The sequence below is a fragment of the Rhodococcus pseudokoreensis genome (assembly GCF_017068395.1).
GTDB classification, from domain to species: Bacteria; Actinomycetota; Actinomycetes; order Mycobacteriales; family Mycobacteriaceae; genus Rhodococcus_F; species Rhodococcus_F pseudokoreensis.
In genome coordinates, this window is record NZ_CP070619.1 from 3,323,749 (window position 1) to 3,343,104 (window position 19,356).

17 protein-coding genes and 1 pseudogene are annotated in these 19,356 nt (G+C 64.1%); 11 read left to right on the forward strand and 7 right to left on the reverse strand.

The genetic code is table 11. The annotated features are described in order from the left end of the window. Positions 1-9: 9 nt before the first annotated feature. The 3 genes from JWS13_RS20270 to JWS13_RS20280 all read right to left on the reverse strand — a co-directional run bounded on the left by JWS13_RS20270 (position 10) and on the right by JWS13_RS20280 (position 1,925). Positions 10-792 (reverse strand): enoyl-CoA hydratase/isomerase family protein, encoded by a 783-nt coding sequence (locus JWS13_RS20270; RefSeq protein ID WP_206007219.1) that lies wholly within the window; start codon positions 790-792, stop codon positions 10-12. 172 nt (positions 793-964) lie between these two features. Next, complete coding sequence (locus tag JWS13_RS20275; RefSeq protein ID WP_206007220.1) at positions 965-1,549, reverse strand: TetR/AcrR family transcriptional regulator; 585 nt, start codon at positions 1,547-1,549, stop codon at positions 965-967. 241 nt (positions 1,550-1,790) lie between these two features. After that, the gene (locus JWS13_RS20280; RefSeq protein ID WP_420855015.1) at positions 1,791-1,925 is read right to left on the reverse strand and encodes a DUF1059 domain-containing protein; all 135 of its coding nucleotides are present in this window, start codon (positions 1,923-1,925) and stop codon (positions 1,791-1,793) included. Between the two features lie 300 nt (positions 1,926-2,225). On the opposite strand from JWS13_RS20280, the gene JWS13_RS20285 reads away from it, so the two are divergent. The 9 genes and pseudogenes from JWS13_RS20285 to JWS13_RS20325 form a co-directional block, all read left to right on the forward strand. Further along, positions 2,226-3,263 (forward strand): cytochrome P450, encoded by a 1,038-nt coding sequence (locus JWS13_RS20285; RefSeq protein ID WP_206007222.1) that lies wholly within the window; start codon positions 2,226-2,228, stop codon positions 3,261-3,263. Between the two features lie 136 nt (positions 3,264-3,399). Continuing rightward, positions 3,400-4,662 (forward strand): NAD(P)/FAD-dependent oxidoreductase, encoded by a 1,263-nt coding sequence (locus tag JWS13_RS20290; protein ID WP_206007223.1) that lies wholly within the window; start codon positions 3,400-3,402, stop codon positions 4,660-4,662. A gap of 39 nt (positions 4,663-4,701) precedes the next feature. After that, positions 4,702-5,025 carry a 2Fe-2S iron-sulfur cluster-binding family protein gene (locus JWS13_RS20295; protein ID WP_206007224.1) on the forward strand — a complete coding sequence of 108 codons (324 nt, stop codon included), beginning with the start codon at positions 4,702-4,704 and terminating at the stop codon, positions 5,023-5,025. A gap of 54 nt (positions 5,026-5,079) precedes the next feature. After that, positions 5,080-5,865 (forward strand): SDR family NAD(P)-dependent oxidoreductase, encoded by a 786-nt coding sequence (locus JWS13_RS20300; RefSeq protein WP_206007225.1) that lies wholly within the window; start codon positions 5,080-5,082, stop codon positions 5,863-5,865. Between the two features lie 371 nt (positions 5,866-6,236). Continuing rightward, positions 6,237-7,571, forward strand: a complete 1,335-nt coding sequence (locus tag JWS13_RS20305; protein WP_206007226.1) for an MFS transporter — start codon at positions 6,237-6,239, stop codon at positions 7,569-7,571. A gap of 555 nt (positions 7,572-8,126) precedes the next feature. Then, a complete protein-coding gene (locus tag JWS13_RS20310; protein WP_206007227.1) occupies positions 8,127-8,936 on the forward strand; it encodes an enoyl-CoA hydratase/isomerase family protein in 810 nt (269 codons plus the stop codon). 360 nt (positions 8,937-9,296) lie between these two features. Further along, a complete protein-coding gene (locus JWS13_RS20315; RefSeq protein ID WP_206007228.1) occupies positions 9,297-10,070 on the forward strand; it encodes a crotonase/enoyl-CoA hydratase family protein in 774 nt (257 codons plus the stop codon). 76 nt (positions 10,071-10,146) lie between these two features. Continuing rightward, positions 10,147-11,370 carry an acyl-CoA dehydrogenase family protein gene (locus tag JWS13_RS20320; RefSeq protein WP_206007229.1) on the forward strand — a complete coding sequence of 408 codons (1,224 nt, stop codon included), beginning with the start codon at positions 10,147-10,149 and terminating at the stop codon, positions 11,368-11,370. Positions 11,371-11,949: 579 nt separating this feature from the next. Next, positions 11,950-12,321 (forward strand): annotated as a pseudogene (locus JWS13_RS20325) (proline racemase family protein); the annotation flags it as partial. A gap of 40 nt (positions 12,322-12,361) precedes the next feature. Here JWS13_RS20325 and JWS13_RS20330 read toward each other — a convergent pair. From JWS13_RS20330 to JWS13_RS20345, 4 genes are all read right to left on the reverse strand, one after another. After that, complete coding sequence (locus JWS13_RS20330) at positions 12,362-12,667, reverse strand: hypothetical protein (protein WP_206007230.1); 306 nt, start codon at positions 12,665-12,667, stop codon at positions 12,362-12,364. Positions 12,668-12,902: 235 nt separating this feature from the next. After that, positions 12,903-13,229, reverse strand: a complete 327-nt coding sequence (locus JWS13_RS20335) for a LacI family DNA-binding transcriptional regulator (RefSeq protein ID WP_241032254.1) — start codon at positions 13,227-13,229, stop codon at positions 12,903-12,905. A 120-nt stretch (positions 13,230-13,349) separates the two neighbouring features. After that, the gene (locus JWS13_RS20340) at positions 13,350-14,645 is read right to left on the reverse strand and encodes an MFS transporter (RefSeq protein WP_206007232.1); all 1,296 of its coding nucleotides are present in this window, start codon (positions 14,643-14,645) and stop codon (positions 13,350-13,352) included. A 222-nt stretch (positions 14,646-14,867) separates the two neighbouring features. Continuing rightward, positions 14,868-16,409: a PucR family transcriptional regulator gene (locus tag JWS13_RS20345; protein WP_206007233.1), complete on the reverse strand. Its 1,542-nt coding sequence runs from the start codon at positions 16,407-16,409 to the stop codon at positions 14,868-14,870. Between the two features lie 132 nt (positions 16,410-16,541). Here JWS13_RS20345 and hisD point away from each other — a divergent pair, with 132 nt between their 5' ends. Beyond that, positions 16,542-17,867, forward strand: coding sequence for a histidinol dehydrogenase (gene hisD / locus JWS13_RS20350; RefSeq protein WP_206007234.1), 1,326 nt, complete (start codon positions 16,542-16,544; stop codon positions 17,865-17,867). After that, positions 17,864-19,258 carry an aspartate ammonia-lyase gene (locus JWS13_RS20355; RefSeq protein ID WP_206007235.1) on the forward strand — a complete coding sequence of 465 codons (1,395 nt, stop codon included), beginning with the start codon at positions 17,864-17,866 and terminating at the stop codon, positions 19,256-19,258. Before hisD ends, JWS13_RS20355 begins: the two co-directional genes overlap by 4 nt. Positions 19,259-19,356 lie beyond the last annotated feature (98 nt).

Genomic DNA, 19,356 nt, shown 5'->3' on the forward strand with positions numbered 1-19,356 from the left:
TGAGTCCGCTCACTCCGGAGAGTCGTTGCGCCCCATGGCCGCAAGGCCCTCGTAGGCGAAGCCCATGCCGAGTAGATCGACCATCTGCTTACGAATCGGCTGAATCAGCAATGCGCGCGTGAAACGCCGGGCGATATCCGGTTTCGCCGCGATCTGATCTGCAATCTCTCTGGCCCTTGGCAAGACATCTCGCTGCGGGAGAACTTCGGCCACCAGGCCCAGCCGCAATGCCTCTGCGGCATCGATGGCATTACCGGTGTACATGAACGCGCGGGCCCGGTTCGCTCCCATGAGCATCGTGGCGACAACATGGATGCCGTCGCCCGGCACGAGGTTCTGCAGGTGGAAATGCGCGGAGTCCTCGAAGGACGCCGTCTCCGACGCGACGATCACGTCGGACAGGAGTGCAGTCTCGCAGTGTCGTCGAACTGGTCCGTTGACCGCACAGATCACCGGCACCGGGATGTCGAGGATGGCATTCACCATCTCGCGACCGTCACTGAACGCTTCACGCTCCCAGTAGGTCGCGTTGCGGTCGGGTGTGGCGGTCTGCCCGCCGGCCTCGCTGGCTCGTGGGCCCAGGAATTCGTCGCCGGCCCCGGTCAGGAGCACGACTGAATTGCCCCGATCGAGTGCGATGTCCCGGAACGCGCGCGTCAGGCAACGGTGCGCCGCTGTGCCCCATCGCAGCGATCCGCCCTCCGTGTGCAGGACTACCTCCAGGACGCCGTTCTCCGCGCGCGTCATCTGGACGAACTCGTGACGATCGAAGTAGTTCTCGACCGATGACATGCTTTCTCCTCCACTTCGATGTGGGTGTTCGAGACCTCCGCCGCAAGACCGCTTGTGTCTCGAACGTTCGTTAAACATAAACATCGCCGGGCGATTGGTCAAGATCCATCGCAATCAGAGCCCGGCGACGACGGAGAACTAGCGTCCAGGCCGCCCGGACGCCCGGCTCGAATCAGCCTGCGGATGCGACCACGTTGCCGCCTCCGTGGTACCCCACGAGGCTGTGCGCGCAGTGCAAGCACCGCTTCACAACCTCATCCAGCGACAGCTCCCCCTGGGGGTCGTACCACTGCGCGATGGAGTTGCACATCGCCCACACCGCTCGCCTGGCTTCGTCCGGATAGGGCGTGTCGAACACACCCATCTCCCGACCTGCTTCGATCACCGATGCCATCTTGATCGTGGCGTCCCGCTGCGGCTTCGTCAGCTCCTCCTGCGCCGACGGCTCGAGGTACCGCAGCTCGGTGAGCATCAGCCTGCTCTCGATCTGGTGCGTTGCCCGGTACTCGATCAGTCCCGAAGTGAGTGCGTCGAACTGTGCGACGGGCCCCTCCGCGGCTCCGCTGAGGCGTCGATCGAGGATCCGCCGATAGTCGTCGATCCCTTCGCTGAGGATCGACTTCAACAAGTCGTGCTTGTTCGCGTAGTAGTAGTACAGCGCCGAGAGGCTCATATCCGTACGCTTGGCGATGTCACGGATCGACAGCCCGTGGTAACCGAGCTCCGCGAACGCTGTCTTCGCTACCTCGGTGATCACCGCCCCACCATCACCCCGGACCCGAGGCGGTGTATCTGCGACCGTGGAGTGGTTTCGTTGCGTCATCTCGGCTCCCTCAACTTTCGGCCTGCCAGCACCCTGGGACCGGAACTGTGTAACTGAACGTTCGATAAAAACATACATGCTAGTGATCGAACCTTCGCTCTGTCGACCAAGCGGGCGCAATGGATCCGCGCCCAGCTGAACACGCAGATACCCGCCGATCGACCTCCAGCGGTTCTCACAGGTAGTCCGCATTCTCGCGCTGCCACTTCGCCATGAGCAGAATTTCTTCATGGTCGTAGCTGCGGCCCGGGTGCTGTTGACCGAGGTGGTCCAGCGCGCGCCGTACGAGATCGTCGGAATCCTCCCCCACGATCGTCTCTCCACATGGGCATCCCAGCCGAGTCTCCATAACTTTTCTCCTCCACCTTCTAGATCGAACGTTCGAAAGATGATTCAATGCTAACCGTCCCTGTTACCCACGCCACACCAGGATGAGGACATGAACGCCTTCGATACCATCCCCGCGCATGTACCGCGCGACCTCGTCGTCGACCTCGATCTGTACAACCTCGAGGGCGGTAGTAATGACCCCCAGCTGTCTTGGAAGCGAAACTTCGGAGCAGTAGACAAGGGCCCCCTGCTGTACTCCCCCCACAATGGCGGCCACTGGGTGGCCACGCGCCCCGAAGACATCGCCGACATCTATCGAAACAGCAAGGAATGGTCTAGTCAGGACGTCACCGCCCCGAAGCACGTGGGCGATCGTTTCCTCCCCCTCGAGTCTGACGCCCCAGATCACACCGCCTACCGAAAAGCGATTCTCGGGCTGCTGTCGAACAAGGCCCTCCGTGAGATCGAACCGCCCGCTCGCACGCTGGCGGTCGACCTGATCGAGGGCCTGCAGGACGGGGGCCGCTGCGACTTCATCAGCGACTTCGCATTGAAGTTCCCGCTCACCGTCTTCCTGAACATCATGGGCCTCCCTGCGGAGGACGGCGTCATGATTAACAACTGGCTGGACGCGTACGTGCGCACCAACAACGTCGAAGAAAAGATCGGCGTCGGCGGAAAGATCGCAGCATACGTACACGCTCAGGTCGACGATCGGATCGAGAACCCGCGCAATGACGGGCTTACCAACATCACCCAAGGACAGGTTGGTGATCGCCCACTGACTCGTCAGGAGATCTACAATCTCGCTCAGATGCTCACCATGGGCGGGATCGACACCGTCGCCATGCACCTGAGTTTCATCGTGATCCACCTCGCACAGAACCCTGACAAGCGCGAGTACGTACGAAACAATCTCGACTCGCTCGACCGCGTCATCACCGAGTACGGCCGTCGCTACTTCCTCAACAACATGTTTCGTACCGTCAGCGAGGACCGCGAGTTCCACGGAGTCCAACTGAAGGCGGGCGAGCTGATCGCCGTGAACGCCGGCCTCTACAACTTCGACGAAACACTCTTCCCCCACCCGGAGGAGATCGACTTCGAACGGCCGGCAAAGCTCAACCTCTCGTTCGGGGCCGGCCCGCACGCCTGCCCGGGTGCCGCCCTCACCCGCCTGGAGGTCAAGATCTTCCTACAGGAATGGCTGACGCGGATCCCGGACTTCGAGATCGACCCTGACACCCCGATCGCCCTTCGTGCGAGCCAGATGCATGGCGTCAGCGAATTGGCCGTGCGCTGGCCTACCAAGGAATGATCCACATGCGGCCCAGCAATCGAAGCCGACTCGACTGCAAGCCAACCACATCTCACTCGCCGAGCGGCCTCACGGCTCTCAGCAGTTCCCCTCGAATGTTCGACAAGAACGACTGTGAAAGTGCATGGAAAGAAACATGAGCAACGACGACGCCGTCGTGGTCATCGGCGCGGGGCAGGGCGGCTTCCAAGCCGCACACTCACTTCGATCGGGCGGATTCACCGGGACCATCGACCTCGTCGGCGACGAGACGCACCTGCCGTACCAACGTCCCCCTCTGTCCAAGGACTATCTGCGCGGTTCGACGACGACCGAAAAGCTCCGGCTCGCGGACGAGTCCTTCTTCGCTGACAAGCGAATCCGCTTGCACCGCAATGATCGCGCCGTTGACGTGGACAGATCAACGCAGCGTGTACTCCTCGAATCCGGGACCCGCCTTCCCTACTCGAACCTGGTGTTCGCCACCGGCGCCCGGCCGCGAGCCCTGCCGGTACCCGGGTCCGACCTCCAAGGGGTCGGTTACCTACGTGGCATCGATGATGCGGACACACTCCGCGAGCTCCGCGCCGAGAGCGCACACGTCGTGGTCATCGGTGGCGGGTTCATCGGCCTCGAGTTCGCCGCGGTCGAGCGAGCGGCAGGCCGCTCGGTCACCATCGTCGAGGGCCTCGATCGGCCATTGGCGCGGGCGCTGTCGCCAGAGATGTCCGCCCACCTCGCGAGCATCCACACCGAACGTGGCACACGTTTGCTGCTGGGCCGAACCGTCAGTGCCCTCCACGGCCGAAACGGATCGGTCACCGAGGTCGAACTCGACGACGGGACCCGTGTTCGAGCTGACATCGTGGTCATCGGCATCGGCGTGGTCCCAAACGTAGAACTCGCTGCGAGAGCCGGCTTGACAATCGACAACGGCATCGTCGTCGACGAACAGCTCCGGACCTCGGATCCATCCATCACCGCGCTCGGCGACTGTGCCGTGTTCCCGGCCGTGCACGCGGAGGATCGACTCGTCCGACTTGAGTCGGTCCAGAACGCAGTGGACCAGGCGAAGTTCGTTGCAGCCGGGATCAATGGCACTCCAGGTGATCGATACGACAGTGTCCCCTGGTTCTGGTCGCACCAGTTCGATCGTAAGGTCCAGATGGCGGGCCTGCCTACGCCGGATGACCAACGAATCATCCACGGCGACATCGACTCCGGACGATTCTCGGTGCTACGGTTCGATGGGGATCGCGTGGTGTGCGTCGAATCCGTCAACCGCCCGGCAGACCACATGGCCGCTCGCAAGATCCTCGCAAGCCCCCTGCGCCCGACCCCGGCAGACGCCGAGAACCCCGAGTTCACCCTGCAGACTTTCGCCAAGGGCGGCGGTCGTGCCCCCTTCAGCGCCGCGTGACTCGGCGAAACACACAATTTCTTGACCATAGGAGCGTCCATGTCCCCCGTCGTAAACGTCACAACCCGAGAGGGCAACGTCTTGCGGCTCGAGTGCCGCGAGGGAGACTCGTTGATGGAGGTCCTTCGGGACGCCGAGATCGACGATGAGCTCGGGACCTGCGGCGGATGCCTCTCGTGCGCGTCCTGCCATGTATGGGTAGACGACGCCGATTCCGACGCGCTCCCGCCGTCGTCGGAAGATGAGGAGGACATGCTCGACAGCCTCGACTCGCGCTGCCCTCGATCTCGGCTCGGCTGCCAGGTCCTGCTCGGCGGCGCCCTCCAAGAGATCACGGTCTCGATGCCTCCCAGCGAGTTCTGAAAATTCCTCACCCTCAACCCATCTCGACACGACGACAACTAGGGAGTAGCGGGCATGACGTTCGACGGCAAGATCGCCCTCATAGTAGGGGGCTCGAGCGGTATCGGTGCCGCCACCGCCAGGCAGCTCGCGGCGGCCGGGGCCACGATTGTAGTGGCTGCCCCTCTCCCTGCCTCGGAGATGCAGGACCTGATCGAGAAGATCGAGAAGGGCGGTGGCCGGGCAGAGGCAATCACCTGCGACATCACGGACCGCGCGAGTGTCGCCTCCCTGTTCGATGGAATCATCGCGCAGTATGGGCGCCTCGATGTCGTCGTCAATTCGGCGGGCACTTATGCCCCGACGCCCGTGTTCGCGCCCGATGCAGCGGTTATCGACAGGTTGGTTGCGGTGAACCTCGTCGGAGCGTTCACCGTCAGTTTCGCAGCAGCTGCCGCGATGCGGCCGACCGGCGGAGTCCTCGTCAACGTGACCTCCACTCAGGCGGTGCTCGCCGAGCCGGACTCCCCCGTCTATGCGGCGACCAAGGCTGGGCTCGCCCACTTCACCGCATCATTAGCACCTGAACTGCGCCGCAGCGGCATTCGCGTTGTCGCGTTCGCGCCAGGCGCAACGAGAACACCGATGACCGCCGCCCTCGCTTTCCCGGAAAATGCGGAAACGGCAGCCGCACTAGCGCATCTCGAAGAGACGAGCAGCGGGCCCTATGGCGACTTCTTCCTGGATGCCGAAGATATGGCTCGCGTCATCGTCTTCCTGTCTTCCGACGACGCCCGAGCCATTCATGCCACCAGTGTCGTCGCCGATCAGGGCCACACCTCGGCGCTGTTCGGTCGCTGAACAGCCCGTCGTGATACCGGTCGTCGCCGACGCTAGCTCGTCGACGGCAGCCGAGCGGCTCGGAATGGGTCGAACCGAATCGAGTTGTTCTACAAGAATCCACATCACAGGCTCTCACCGCACCGCTGAATCTTACGGCTTCAGGTCGAGCTGATTACTTCGAGTCAGGCGATGGCCGCCATACCCGTCGGTGGCAAGGAACTGCACGTTCCTCCAGCCCAATCACCCCCTACTTCACCGTAACCGTTGACGGCGCGCAGGCTCGAATCGAGCCATCGCTGACACGAGCAACAGCACTTATCCAGATCTTGCCGAAGTTCGAGTCCATAACCCCCTTCGCCCCACCCATGACCCCCTTAGGAAGGTGCGCCATGAGCAGCGTGACACCCGACTCCAAGAGTTACACCGATCCAGAAGTGAGATCCGAGGCACTCGAGAAGTCGACAATCCGTGCGGTGTCGATTCGCGTCCTCCCGATCATGTTCTTGTTGTACTTCTTCGCTTTCGTCGACCGCGCCTCGCTAGGCTTTGCACAGCTGCACATGGGCACGGAACTGTCGATCGACCCAGCCATCTTCGGTCTGGCCGCCAGCGCCTTCTTTGTCGGATACATCCTGCTCGAGATACCCAGCAGCGTATTGCTCGACAAGTTCGGCGCCCGAATCTGGATGACCCGAATCGGTGTCTCCTGGGGAATAGTCACGATCCTGACCGGCTTCGTTCAGAATCACACCCAGCTCATCGTGGCACGGGTTCTGCTGGGTGTAGCAGAAGCCGGCCTCGCGGCTGGCATCTACCTCTTCACGATGAAGCTCTACCCAATGCGACACCGGGCGAAGGCGACTGCACTCATCCTCCTCGGTGCCCCGATCGCAGGTGCCCTCACCGGGCCCATCTCCGGCGTCATCCTCGACCATGCCGATTGGTTCGGCATCTCCAGCTGGCGCTGGATCTTCATCCTGACCGGTATTCCCCCCCTGCTACTGGGCATCGTCACCTACAAGTGGCTGACCGACAGGCCGAGCGAGATGCCTTGGTTGACCGACGAGCAGCGCTCCTGGCTGGTCGCGGCAGTCGAAGCCGACCCCACGACATCGGCACACAAGGGAAACCCGATCGTCGCAGCGCTGCGCAATCGCACCGTCCTATTGCTCGGCCTGGTCCAGTTCCTTACTGCCAGTGCGACTTACGGTCTGGTGTACTGGACGCCTCAGATCATGAAGGGACTGGCGGGCAATGTCTCCGCGACGACACTTGGCCTTCTCGTTTTCGTACCCGCAGCGTGTGGGGCCGTGATGATGTATGTAAATGGATGGCATTCTGACCGCACGGGAGAACGACTCTTCCACACCACTTTCTGCCAGATCGTTGCCGCGTCATCACTACTGCTTCTGCCATTGGCTGCGGCTCATAGCTACTCTCTGGCATTCTTGCTGTTGATTTTGGCTACAGCCGCCATCTACGCATTCGCCCCGTCCTTCTGGGCGATCCCGCAGAAAATCTTCAACGGACCCCGCGCCGCGACACTGATAGCCAGCGTTACCACGATCGGCCAACTCAGCGGCCTCCTCTCGCCGTACATTTTCGGACTCTTCACCAAGAGCACCGGCAACACTAATGCCGGCGTGATCTACCTCGGAGCAGGAGTACTCGTCGCCGCCGCGCTCCTCCTCGCGTTTCGCCGGCGATGGCAAGTTGTCGCGTGATGCCGCTGGAGGCCGGAAGATTCACGCTGAGTGACACGACGCCAAGTCGAACATTTACGTCGTGCCCCACACCATTGATCCGCAGTCGCATCCCGACGTGAGAACGGCGGTCGCTCGCGCCCTCATTCTGCTCGTTGACGGCGCTACTGTAATTGTTTGCGCCGGCAAGGGCACGTCCCGGAGAACATGGCAGGTGGCGTCGGAAATTGGGTGAGCGACTCCTGGTAGGTCAGTAAGCATCAGCTCACTGACCTACCAGGAGTTCACGTGCCGCCCAGGCGATCCACCGAGCCTAACGTGGACGCGCCGACTGGAGTCGCTGGGATGGCACGCCATCGACTACGTCCAAACCGCATAGAACTGACAGCATCGAGGATCCGGACTCCGTGCAGACAGGCGCGAGCGCATGCTGTACGATCGTTCGATTAGCATACGATATGCGCCCCGAGTGGTCGGAGACGACCATGTGACCTTTCGCGCGACGGTCAAAGCCATTCCTACGCACCCGAGATCGCGCGCATGAGACTTGGCGCTTCGCCACGAAAGGATTCCGCAATGCCGCAGGTCACCCTTCAGGTCGATGATGCCGTTGCCACCATCACGCTGGACCAGCCTGCTCGCCTCAATGCCATGACACTGCCGATGTGGCAAGCCTTCCGTGGCCTGCTCGAAGAGGTCGCCGACAGCAGTGAGATCCGCGCGCTGGTCCTCACCGGTGCCGGTGAGAATTTCTGTTCCGGCATGGATGTGGTGGGTAGTGCTGTCGAAGCGCATCCGATGCGCCGTCTTCAGGTGACCAACCGGGCCGTTCTCGCGCTGCACAACCTTCGGGTTCCGACCATCGCTCGTCTCGACGGGGTCGCAGTCGGAGCCGGCGCCAATCTCGCGTTGGGGTGCGATCTGGTGATCGCCTCGAATCGGGCTCGTTTGTCGCAAATCTTTACGCATCGAGCCTTGTCGGTCGATTCAGGTGGCTCGTGGATCCTTCCGCGGCTCATCGGGTTACACCGAGCAAAGGAACTCTGCTTCCTAGGTGACATGATTTCCGCTGAGCGCGCTCGAGAACTGGGCTTGTACGCGAACGTGGTGCCGGCGGCGGAGCTGGACGAGGCGGTGGCCGAGTTGGCGGCTCGCCTCGCTGCTGCACCGCCGGTCGCGTTGCAGCAGACGAAGCGTCTGCTCAACGAAGGTTACTCGGCGACTTTCGAACAGGCGCTGGAAAGCGAACTCCGCTCGCAGAGTACCAATCTGCAGGGCGAGGACTCGGCCGAGGCATTCGACGCGTTCCGCACCAAACGAACTCCGACCTTCACAGGCGGTGGGTACCGCAACAACGCGCCATCGCTACGCACCGAGATCGGCTGAGCGAGAACAACGCACATCCCGAAGGTTTTCGTGGCCGCTCTCGTTTCATTTGCGAGCACTCCAGGCCGGCCTCGAAATCGAACCGACTCGATTGAGCAGGCCCAGTCTTGACGGAGCAGACGCGAGTCGGATAACTTATCGAACGTTCGAGTGTATTGGTTGATCGAGGCTATGGCGCACCGTCCACCAGAAGGGAGCCGGTCGTCCCTTCGAGAGCGCGAAAGCAGTGCAGGGACACGCGGCCCCGAGTAGGCCTGCCGAGGCTCCCATCGAACTGAGACACAAGGCCTAGACGTCCCCATGCGGGCGGCGTTGCCACGAAAGTCACCACCTTGGAGCGGATCGAATGAGGACTGAACAATGACTGAACTTGCCGACGAGGTCCTGACCGAGTTCGCGGACGGCATCGCGCTGATCACGATCAATCGGCCGAAGGCGAAGAATGCGATGACCGCCGCGGCGGCGGCCGCGATCGCGGACGCGATCGACACGCTGGAGCAGCGAGCCGACCTCACCGTCGGCATCATCACCGGCGCGGGCGGCGTGTTCTGCGCGGGAATGGATCTGAAGGCCTTCACTCGTGGCGAGTCGCCGAGCATCGCGGGCCGTGGTTTCGGCGGGCTCACCGAATCGCCCCCGACCAAACCCCTGATCGCCGCGATCGAGGGCTGGGCTCTGGCCGGCGGATGCGAACTTGCGCTCAGCGCCGACCTCGTGGTGGCCGCGCGTACCGCCCGGTTTGGGCTCCCCGAAGTCAAGCGCGGGCTCGTCGCTACCGCAGGGGGGCTTTTGCGGCTGCCGAAGGCACTGCCCTACCCGGTCGCGATGCGGATCGCGCTAACGGGTGAACCGATCAGTGCGGAGGAGGCTGAGCGCTTCGGGCTCGTCTCCATCCTGTGCGAGGAGGGGGAAGCCTTGTCGGCCGCCAAAGACCTCGCGGCGACGATCGCTGCCAATGGGCCTCTCGCAGTGCGGGCGACCAAGCAGATCGTCAGCGAGGCTGCCGGTTGGACCGACGCCGACGCGTTCGAATCTCAGCGCGCTATCGCCAGGCCGGCGATGAAATCCGCCGACGCCCGGGAAGGCGCGTTGGCTTTCGCGGAGAAACGTTCCCCAGTCTGGCGGGGCGAATGACGTACGTAAAGGCTCTCTCCACGGCCAGGTTCGGCAGTACAGGCGAAGCCCCCATGATGTATCGATTGGAGTTCACGTGACCAGGCTCGGACTAACCGCCGGACTAACTGACGTGCAGATGGAGATTCTGTCCACCGTACGATCATTTGTCGACAAGGAAATCATCCCGCATGCGCAGGAGTTGGAGCATGCAGACGCTTACCCCACAGACATCGTCGAGGGTATGAAGGAGATGGGTCTGTTCGGGCTCACCGTTCCCGAAGAGTTCGGTGGGCTGGGCGAATCGTTGCTGATGTACGCGTTGGTCGTGGAGGAGATCGCTCGCGGGTGGATGAGCGTGTCGGGAGTGATCAACACGCACTTCATCGTGGCGCACATGATCTCCCGGCACGGCACCCCGGAGCAGAAGCAGAACTACTTGCCGAGGATGGCGACAGGCGAGGTCCGCGGCTCTTTCTCGATGTCCGAGCCTGACCTGGGTTCAGACGTGGCGGCGATCAAGACGCGTGCCAGGCGCGACGGCGACGACTACGTGATCGACGGCGCCAAGATGTGGCTTACCAACGGCGGTTCGTCCAACCTGATCGCGTTGCTCGTCAAGACCGACGAAGGCGCGGAGAAGGCGCACCAGAACCTGACGACCTTCCTGGTCGAGAAGCCCGAGGGGTTCGGCGAAGTCGTACCGGGCCTGACGATCTCGAGCAAGATCGACAAGATGGGTTACAAGGGCGTCGACACCACAGAAGCGGTGTTCGACGGGTTCCGCATCCCAGCTGCGCAGGTGCTCGGCGCGTCGCCGGGCAAGGGCTTCGCTTTCATGATGGACGGCATCGAAGTAGGGCGGGTCAACGTTGCCGCCCGCGCGTGCGGCGTGGCGAACCGCGCGTTCGAGTTGGCCATCGCATACGCACAGCAGCGCAGGACGTTCGGCAAGCCGATCGCCGAGCATCAGGCAATCGCGTTCCGACTTGCGGAAATGGCCACGAAGGTCGAGGCCGCGCACCAGATGATGGTCACCGCCGCCCGATTGAAGGACACCGGTGAGCGAAATGATGTCGTTGCGGGGATGGCGAAGCTGATCGCCTCCGAGTACTGCGCGGAGGTCACCCAAGACGCGTTTCGTATCCACGGCGGCTACGGCTACTCCAAGGAGTACGAGATCGAGCGCCTGATGCGCGAGGCCCCGTTCCTTCTCATCGGCGAGGGAACCAGCGACATCCAGAAGATGATCATCAGCCGCGGCCTGCTGAGCGACTACTCGCTTGCCGCCGGCGGAGGATCCGCAAGACGCGCTGTCTAACTCCCGTACCGGTCGTGGCTCCAAGGATGACAGAGACCACGACCGGCACGACCCAGCCAGTCCGAACAAGGCAACACTTCAGAAGGATGATTTCGAAGCCGAGTTTGACCAAGATCGGGACCTAGTACGTCACTGCAACGACCTTATTAACCAACATATCTGAGCTCTCAATTCCAACCCGCCGGTAACGGTGCGCCGTCATCGCGGGCACCGGTCCCGCACGGGCGGCTGCGGCTACAGACAAACCTCTTGGGTCACTCACGACAAAACTCGTTCTGACAAATCGAGTGGCAACGGTCGCTACTGAATCGAGCCCTCCGGGCATGCTGCCCGCAGCAACCGTATACCAGGTCCATTCGCGCGACGTAAGCTTCCGCGGATACATGATCTCGAAGGAGTTGAAACCCCTTGACATACAGTCAATACCCGTCGAACGGAAGTCGAAACGAAGGAGCGACTTCCATCACGAATGACGATCTGAAGACCGTCATCCAGACTCTCACTGGCGAGAGAATCCCAACTGACGGCTCGCGCGCCATCCATGGAAAACAGGTACCACGGGCGTGAATGTCCATACGGGGCATCACCCAGACCGAATTCGTCGGTCCACTGTCCCGCCACGAGGGCGTCCTGACCGCCCGAAACGCCGTCGTGGTCTCGCCGGGGCGCCTGGATCGTTCTCCTTGCGACACCGGCACGTCCGCCCGTCTTGCGGTCCTGAAGGCGAAAGGCCTGATCGAGGTGGATGAGACCTTCGTCCACGAATCCGTGATCGGCAGCCGATTCACCAGCCGCATCGACCGGCTCACCAGTGTGGGGCACTACGAGGCGGTCGTACCCCGCGTCACCGGGCAGGCGTACATCACCGAACTCAGCCAGGTCGGCCTCGACCCTGCCGACCCCTTCCCCACCGGCTACCCACTGTCCGACAACTGGCCGACCGGACAGTGACCAGGTGAGTGGGAAAGCGTGCCGGGACACGCTTTCCATCTCACATTCGGATTTGACGGTCACGCATCGAGCAGCCGTTTGACGTCCCGGCCGGGACGCGCTCGCCGGAGATGATGACCGATGCCCGCGCCCACGGGCGGTCGTCATTGAGGAACGGATTCTCCTGCGCCATCCACTCCTCAATAAACGCGGGCGGATCGATCCCGCGCTCGACACATCTGCGGTAGGCGACCACCGGGTTGGTGGATACCCAGATCGTGGCGTCGAACCATCCGGCTACGTCGCAGTGGGTTGCCCCATTCCTTCGACGAAGACCACGTTCGCGGTATCCGAAATCCGTCGGCAAGAAGATGGTGCCAACCGAAAAAGGAGTGGTGGCAGGCTATGTCATCGGTATGGACGATGACGCTGTCACCGGTCGCTGCAGCGAGTCGAGCGGCAACGGTGGACCTTCCGACCCACTCCGGCCATCGATTCCGATGACGATCGGGCGGTTCGTATTCATCTGTCGTGTTTCGCAGAGGCGGGCGAGCAGTTCGTCAGGAGTCGTCTCGACCCAATCGAGGACCGTGGCTTCGTTGTCACTCGTCATTGCGGGGATCCTCCTCCATGATGTCGAGGAGCGCACGCGCAGCTTCGGTTCCGAGCGCGTCCACCTTTCGCCGCAGCGGCAAAGTATCGAGAACGGCGACGACCTCGACGCTTGAATCGACGCGGGGCACGACAACGGCGACACGGTCGTTTCTGCCGCGTGCGAGAGCGGACGCGTCTCCGGACACCTGGTACCGGTTGTCCTCCGCGATCCGGCGAATGCGCCGCCGAGTCGCGGTGGAAACTCCGCTCCGGCCGCTGAGCGCACGGGACACTGTCGCGATCGATACTCCGGCTTCTCGTGCGATGTCCGCCATGCGCACCGAGTCTCGCAGCGGAGATGTCGTTCTCGAATGCATCTGCTCTTCTTCACGACGCTGATGCGGTTCAGCACCCTGTCGAGTGCTGAACCGCATCAGTGGTTCGGTCGGGCCGGGTCAGCCGGCCGCGATGGGTCGTTGCTCGTTGTGTGCCTCGTCGACCGGCTTGTGGTAGCGCGGCACCAGGCGCATCAAGGCGGGACCGCCGATTGCGATCAGCGCGAGGAGGATGGCCGGCAGCAGTGGCATCCATTCGATACCGAGGTTGTCGACGACGACGGTGATCGCCGCAGGCCCGACGAGCATGCCCACGTAGCCGATCGCGTTGACGAGACCGATGTTCCGTCCCGCATTCTCCGGATCGCGTCGCCCGGCCGCCGACAGCATGAGCGGCGCCATGCAGGCCAGGCCGAGACCCAGCAGCACGAAGCCGGTGAGTGCGAGCGGCGCCGAGCCGCCCAGCATCGCGAGAAGAGCACCGGCGGCACCGATGACACCGCTCGCGCCGACGATGAGGCGGGCGCCGAAGTACTCGGCCAGCCTGTCGCCGAACAACCGGCCGACGAACTGCGCACCCGAGTAGAGCGTCACTGCCGTCGCCGCCAGCCCCGCCGTGGTGCCGACCGCACGGCGAACGAACTCCTGGCCCCAGTCCAGGACCGCGCCCTCGCTCAACATCGACCCGAGCAGGAGCACGCCGAATCCGATCATCACGAGCAGCGTCGCGGTGGTGGCCGACCGCTTCCCCGGGTGGGCGGGGTCGGCTGCGCCCGGAATCTCGTCCTGCTCAGGGGGCAGCAACTCGTCGAGGGAGAGGAGCCACTTGCCGAAGACGAAACCGAGGACCGACAACACCACGCCGATCGAGATGTAGGAGACGGCCGGGCTGTCGGTGAAGTGCCGGGCCAGCGCGCTGCCGACGAGACCGAGAACGAAGCCACCCGCCGGGTAGGCGGCGTGGAACGCGGACATGATGGGTCGCCCGTAGTACCGCTCGACCTGCACACCGTGGGTGTTGAACGCCGTGTCGAACGCGCCGCGGAGCAGTCCGATGAGCACGCCGATCGCCATCGCTCCGATCAGTCCGTCGAGGAACGCGAGGGGGATGTAACAGAGCGGGTAGATCACCATCGTGGGCATGGCCGTGTTTCGCGGGCCGTACCGATCGATGAACGGGCCGATGGCGAAGCAACCGACGGCAGCGCCGATGCCGATCGACAGCGCGAGGAGGCCGAACTGCGAGTCGCCGCCGTCGCCTTCCCATCCGAGGTGACCACGCAACGAAGTGGTGCTCGTCGACCACATCAACATCACGGCGCCCAACTGGAAGAAGCCGAAAAATGTTGCGATTCGCGCCTTTCGCACGCGTGTATGGTCGAGCACGGGAGCGGTGCCTGCTCCATGTGTTGCCATGATTTCGTCCTTGCCGTAGGTCTCGGACCGCCGCAGGCGCCTACGGGGGTAGGCATCCGTTCAGCGAGTAGCGAGTGCGTGAACTTTCGATCAACACCGACTGGATGGCCGGAATCTTGGTGAAAACACTACGAAGGTGACGCGCCGCACAACAGGTACAGACCGTGTACCTCCCGCGCGCAGACTGCACAGAGTGAGAAGGCAGCGCGATCCTCGCCGCACTCATGGTCGCCCGCTCCGGCGCGCCGCGACCGACGACCCCTCGAGCAGGTCCAGCCCCTTCACCGCGAGCAGCAGGCTCTGCCGGGTGGCGGCGTCGTCCAGGGATTTACCCAGGATCGTGGCGATGCGGTCGAGCCGGTTGTACAGCGTCCGGCGCTGGATGAAGAGTTTGTCCGCCGCTTCGGTCTTACGGCCGTCGACGGCGAGGAAGGCCCGCAACGTGGGGAGCAGCGGCGTCGTGGACCGTGCGTCCTTCGTGAGCAGTGGGCCGAGTTCGTCCTCGACGAAGCTGGCTAGTTCGGGACCCTGCGCCAACGTGACGAGCAGACGTTCGACGCCGAGATCGTCGAAGTGCAGCATCGGTGAGGCGGGCAGGGAGCGCGACACCGCGGCGGCACTCTTCGCCTGCGTGACCGCGACCTGCAGCATCGAGGCGGGCACCGCGCGGCTCATGCCGCCCCCGTGCTCCATCTTCCCGAGCAGACCCGCGAGTTCGGCGCGGGTTCGCCCGGATTCCGCCGCCACCGCCACGACGTAGTCGCCCATGTCGGCGTTGATCGCCCCGGTGTCGATCTGGCGGCCCCCGCGCGGAGCGGACGACTCGTCGCGGCCGTCCTTGTTCGCGATGACGACGACAATGTGTCCCGACCCCAGCTGATACCCGAGTCTGCCTGCCTGGTCGACGAATTCGGCTCCGGAGAGGTCGCCGATCAGCAGTCGCGTGATCAGGGCCGTGCTCCGCTGGTCGTCCCGCGCTTCCCGGCTCCGGTCGGTCAGCAGGGAGATCGCGACGGACGCGGCGGCGCGCTCCGCCGCGAACGCAGCGGTGGAGCGTGCGGTCGCGGGCCGGTCGGTGAAGACGTGGATCCAGCCCCACGGCTGACCTCGCATCAGAACCGGCCTGCGAACGCATCCGTCGTCGTCGCTGTGGAGGCCCCGCGCGTGCTTGTCCCAGTCCTCGATGCCGGCCTCCTCGTCGAACTCGCCGACGTACGCCATCACGCGGTGCGCGATGTTCTCGAGCACCACCGTGCTGTCGGTGAGTTCGGCCAGCGTCTGCACGATCGACAGGTAGTCGGCGCCGTCGAGCAGCAGGTTCGAGAACGTGGACTCGACTTCCCGCTCGTAGGTGAGCGCCTGCAGGCGCTTGTCGGTCAGGATCTCGTGCACCTGCGCCGAGACACCGGCGAACGGCACCTCGCGGGCGAGGGCGATGATCGGCAGGTCGCAGGCCTGCCCTTCAGCGACTACGGCATCCGGTACGCGGTCGAACATCCGTCCCGACTCCTCGATGACGAGAGCGGCGGCCCCGGCATGAGCGGCTGCGCGCACGAACACCTGCTGAAGGGCGCCCGTGTTGCCCATTCCGAGCCCGGCGGTCAGGAGTAATTCTCCACCCCGGAGGAAGCGGGCGATATCCGAGATCTCGGAGGAATGCACCCAGCGGACCTCACGGTCGAGGCTGCCCGATCCGGTCAGGACACGGGCTCCCGCGTCCCTGAGGAGATCGATTTCGAGGGCATCGGCGACGGTGAAGACCATGAACAATGGTACACAGAATGTGCACGAAGAGACGCAAACAGTTCCCACAATGCAACTGTCGGAAACGGTGTGGCACCGCGATGCTGAATGACAACAGATCCAGCCCCCCTCGCTCATCCGAAGGAAGCACCCATGTCATTCGTTCTCAAGGCCGCCGTCGGTGAACCAGCGCAGCGGGCGAGCAACCCCGCCGTGGTCGACACCGTCGCCGCCGTCATCGCCGACGTCCGCGCGAACGGCGACGATGCCGTCCGGAAGTACTCGGAAAAGTTCGACGGCTGGTCCCCCGAGTCGTTCCGGCTGAGCGAGGACCAGGTTGCGGAGATCGTGAAGTCCGTACCGGAGACCGTCCTCGATGACCTGCGGTTCGCGCAGCGCCAGATCCGTAACTTCGCCCAGGCGCAGCGCGACTCGATCCAGGACATCGAGGTCGAGACCCTGCCTGGCGTCTTCCTCGGCCACCGCAACGTCCCGATCGACGCCGCGGCCGCCTACGTGCCCGGCGGACGCTACCCACTCACCGCGTCCGCGCACATGACCGTGCTCACCGCGAAGGTCGCCGGCGTCGAACGCGTCGCCGCGACGACCCCGCCGAACGCGGGCGAGGCGCCGCCGATCAGCGTCGCCGCCATGCACCTGGCCGGCGCCGACGAGATCTTCGTCCTCGGCGGCGTGCAGGCGATCGCCGCGCTGGCACTGGGCACCGACACCATCGACCCGGTCTCGATCCTGACCGGCCCCGGCAACGCCTTCGTGGCCGAGGCCAAGCGGCAACTGTTCGGTGAGGTCGGGATCGACCTGTTCGCCGGACCGACCGAGACGCTCATCGTCGCCGACGACCACGCCGACCCGTTCACCATCGCCGTCGACCTGCTGTCGCAGGCCGAGCACGGCCCCGATTCCCCGTGCGTACTGATCACCACGTCCGAGGCGGTCGGCCGGGCCACCCTCGACCACATCGAGGCCCTGCTTCCGGGCCTGGTGACCAACGCCATCGCCGGCCCGGCGTGGCGCGATCACGGCCAGGTCCACATCGTCGACACCCTCGCCGAGGCCTACACCCTCGCCGACAAGTTCGCGTCCGAGCACGTCCAGATCCTCACCGAGGACCCCCGTCAGGCCCTGACCTCCATGCGGAACTATGGCGCCCTGTTCCTCGGCGAAGGCACGTGTGTTCCATACGGCGACAAGCTGATCGGCACCAACCACGTCCTCCCGACCCTGGGTGCCGCCAACTACACCGGCGGTCTGTGGGTGGGCAAGTTCCTCAAGACCCTCACCTACCAGGAGGTCCGCAATCTCGACACCAGCGCCCAGTTGGGTGAGATCTGCGGACGGGTCTCGCGGCTCGAGAAGTTCGAGGGCCACGCCCGGTCCGGCGACCTGCGGGCAGCCAAGTTCGGCAACGCCCCGCTGGCGTGGGGCGACATCCCGACCCGGGTGACGTCGGACCGATGACCCGACTCGAGCACGACCTTCTCGGCGACCGGGAAGTTCCTTCCGACGCCTACTACGGCATCCACACGCTGCGGGCGACCGAGAACTTCCCGATCACCGGCATTCCACTGTCCAGCCATCCCGACCTCGTGTCGGCGCTGGCCGCAGTGAAACAAGCAGCAGCACAAGCCAATGCGAACCTCGGCCTGCTCCCATTGCGCGAGGCCGGGGCGATTGCCCGGGCCTGTGAAGAGATTCGGGCCGGCGCCCTGCGGGACCAGTTCGTCGTGGACGTCATCCAGGGCGGTGCCGGCACCTCCAGCAACATGAACGCCAACGAGGTGGTGGCCAACCGGGCCCTGGAACTGCTCGGCCACGCCCGCGGCAGCTACCAGCACCTCCATCCGCTCGAGCACGTGAACCTGAGTCAGAGCACCAACGACGTCTACCCCACCGCGATCAAGGCCGGCCTGCAAGCCGCCCTGACCAGGCTACGGGCGTCGATGCAGGACCTGGCGGGCGCGTTCGCGGTGAAGTCGACCGAGTTCGCCGACGTCCTCAAGGTCGGGCGCACCCAACTGCAGGATGCGGTCCCGATGACCCTGGGGCAGGAGATCGCGACGTTCGCGCTGATGATCGACGAGGATTCGCAGCGGCTCGGCGAGGCAGCGACCCTCATCTCCGAGATCAACCTCGGCGGAACCGCGATCGGGACCGGACTCAACGCGCACCACGAGTACGCGTGGCGGGTACGCGAGCATCTCGCCGCGATCACCGGGATCGAGGTGACGACGGCGTCCGACCTGATCGAAGCCACCCAGGACGTCGGGGCATTCGTCCAGCTGTCCGGGGTACTCAAGCGCACCGCGGTGAAGCTGTCCAAGATCTGCAACGACCTCCGGCTGCTGTCGTCGGGGCCGCGCGCCGGCTTCGGTGAGATCACACTGCCGCCCGTGCAGGCCGGCTCGTCGATCATGCCGGGCAAGGTGAATCCGGTGATCCCGGAGGTCGTGAACCAGATCGCCTTTCGGGTGATCGGGAACGACCTGACCGTCACGATGGCCGCCGAGGGCGGCCAGCTGCAGCTCAACGCGTTCGAGCCGATCATCGCGCACAGCCTGTTCGAGACGATCGAACTGCTCACCCGTGGATGCGCGGTACTCCGCGAGCGGTGTGTCGTGGGGATCGGTGCGAACGTCGAGCACCTGAAGAACACCGTCGACGCGTCCATCGGCGTGGTCACGGCCCTCAACCCGCACATCGGGTACACCGCCGCCACCGCGATCGCGGCGGACGCACTGGCGACGGGCCGCACTGTCGCAGCGCTCGTGCTCGAACGGGGTCTGCTCAGCCGGGAACAGCTCGACGACGTGCTGCGGCCGGAGAACCTCACCCGCCCGCTCGTGCCCTGACCGCGGCGGGCAACTCGTCCCCCACCGGGATGAGTTGCCCGTTTTCGGTTGACATCCGCCACACTGCCGCTACCCTTGAGTTATACGTATAACCAACT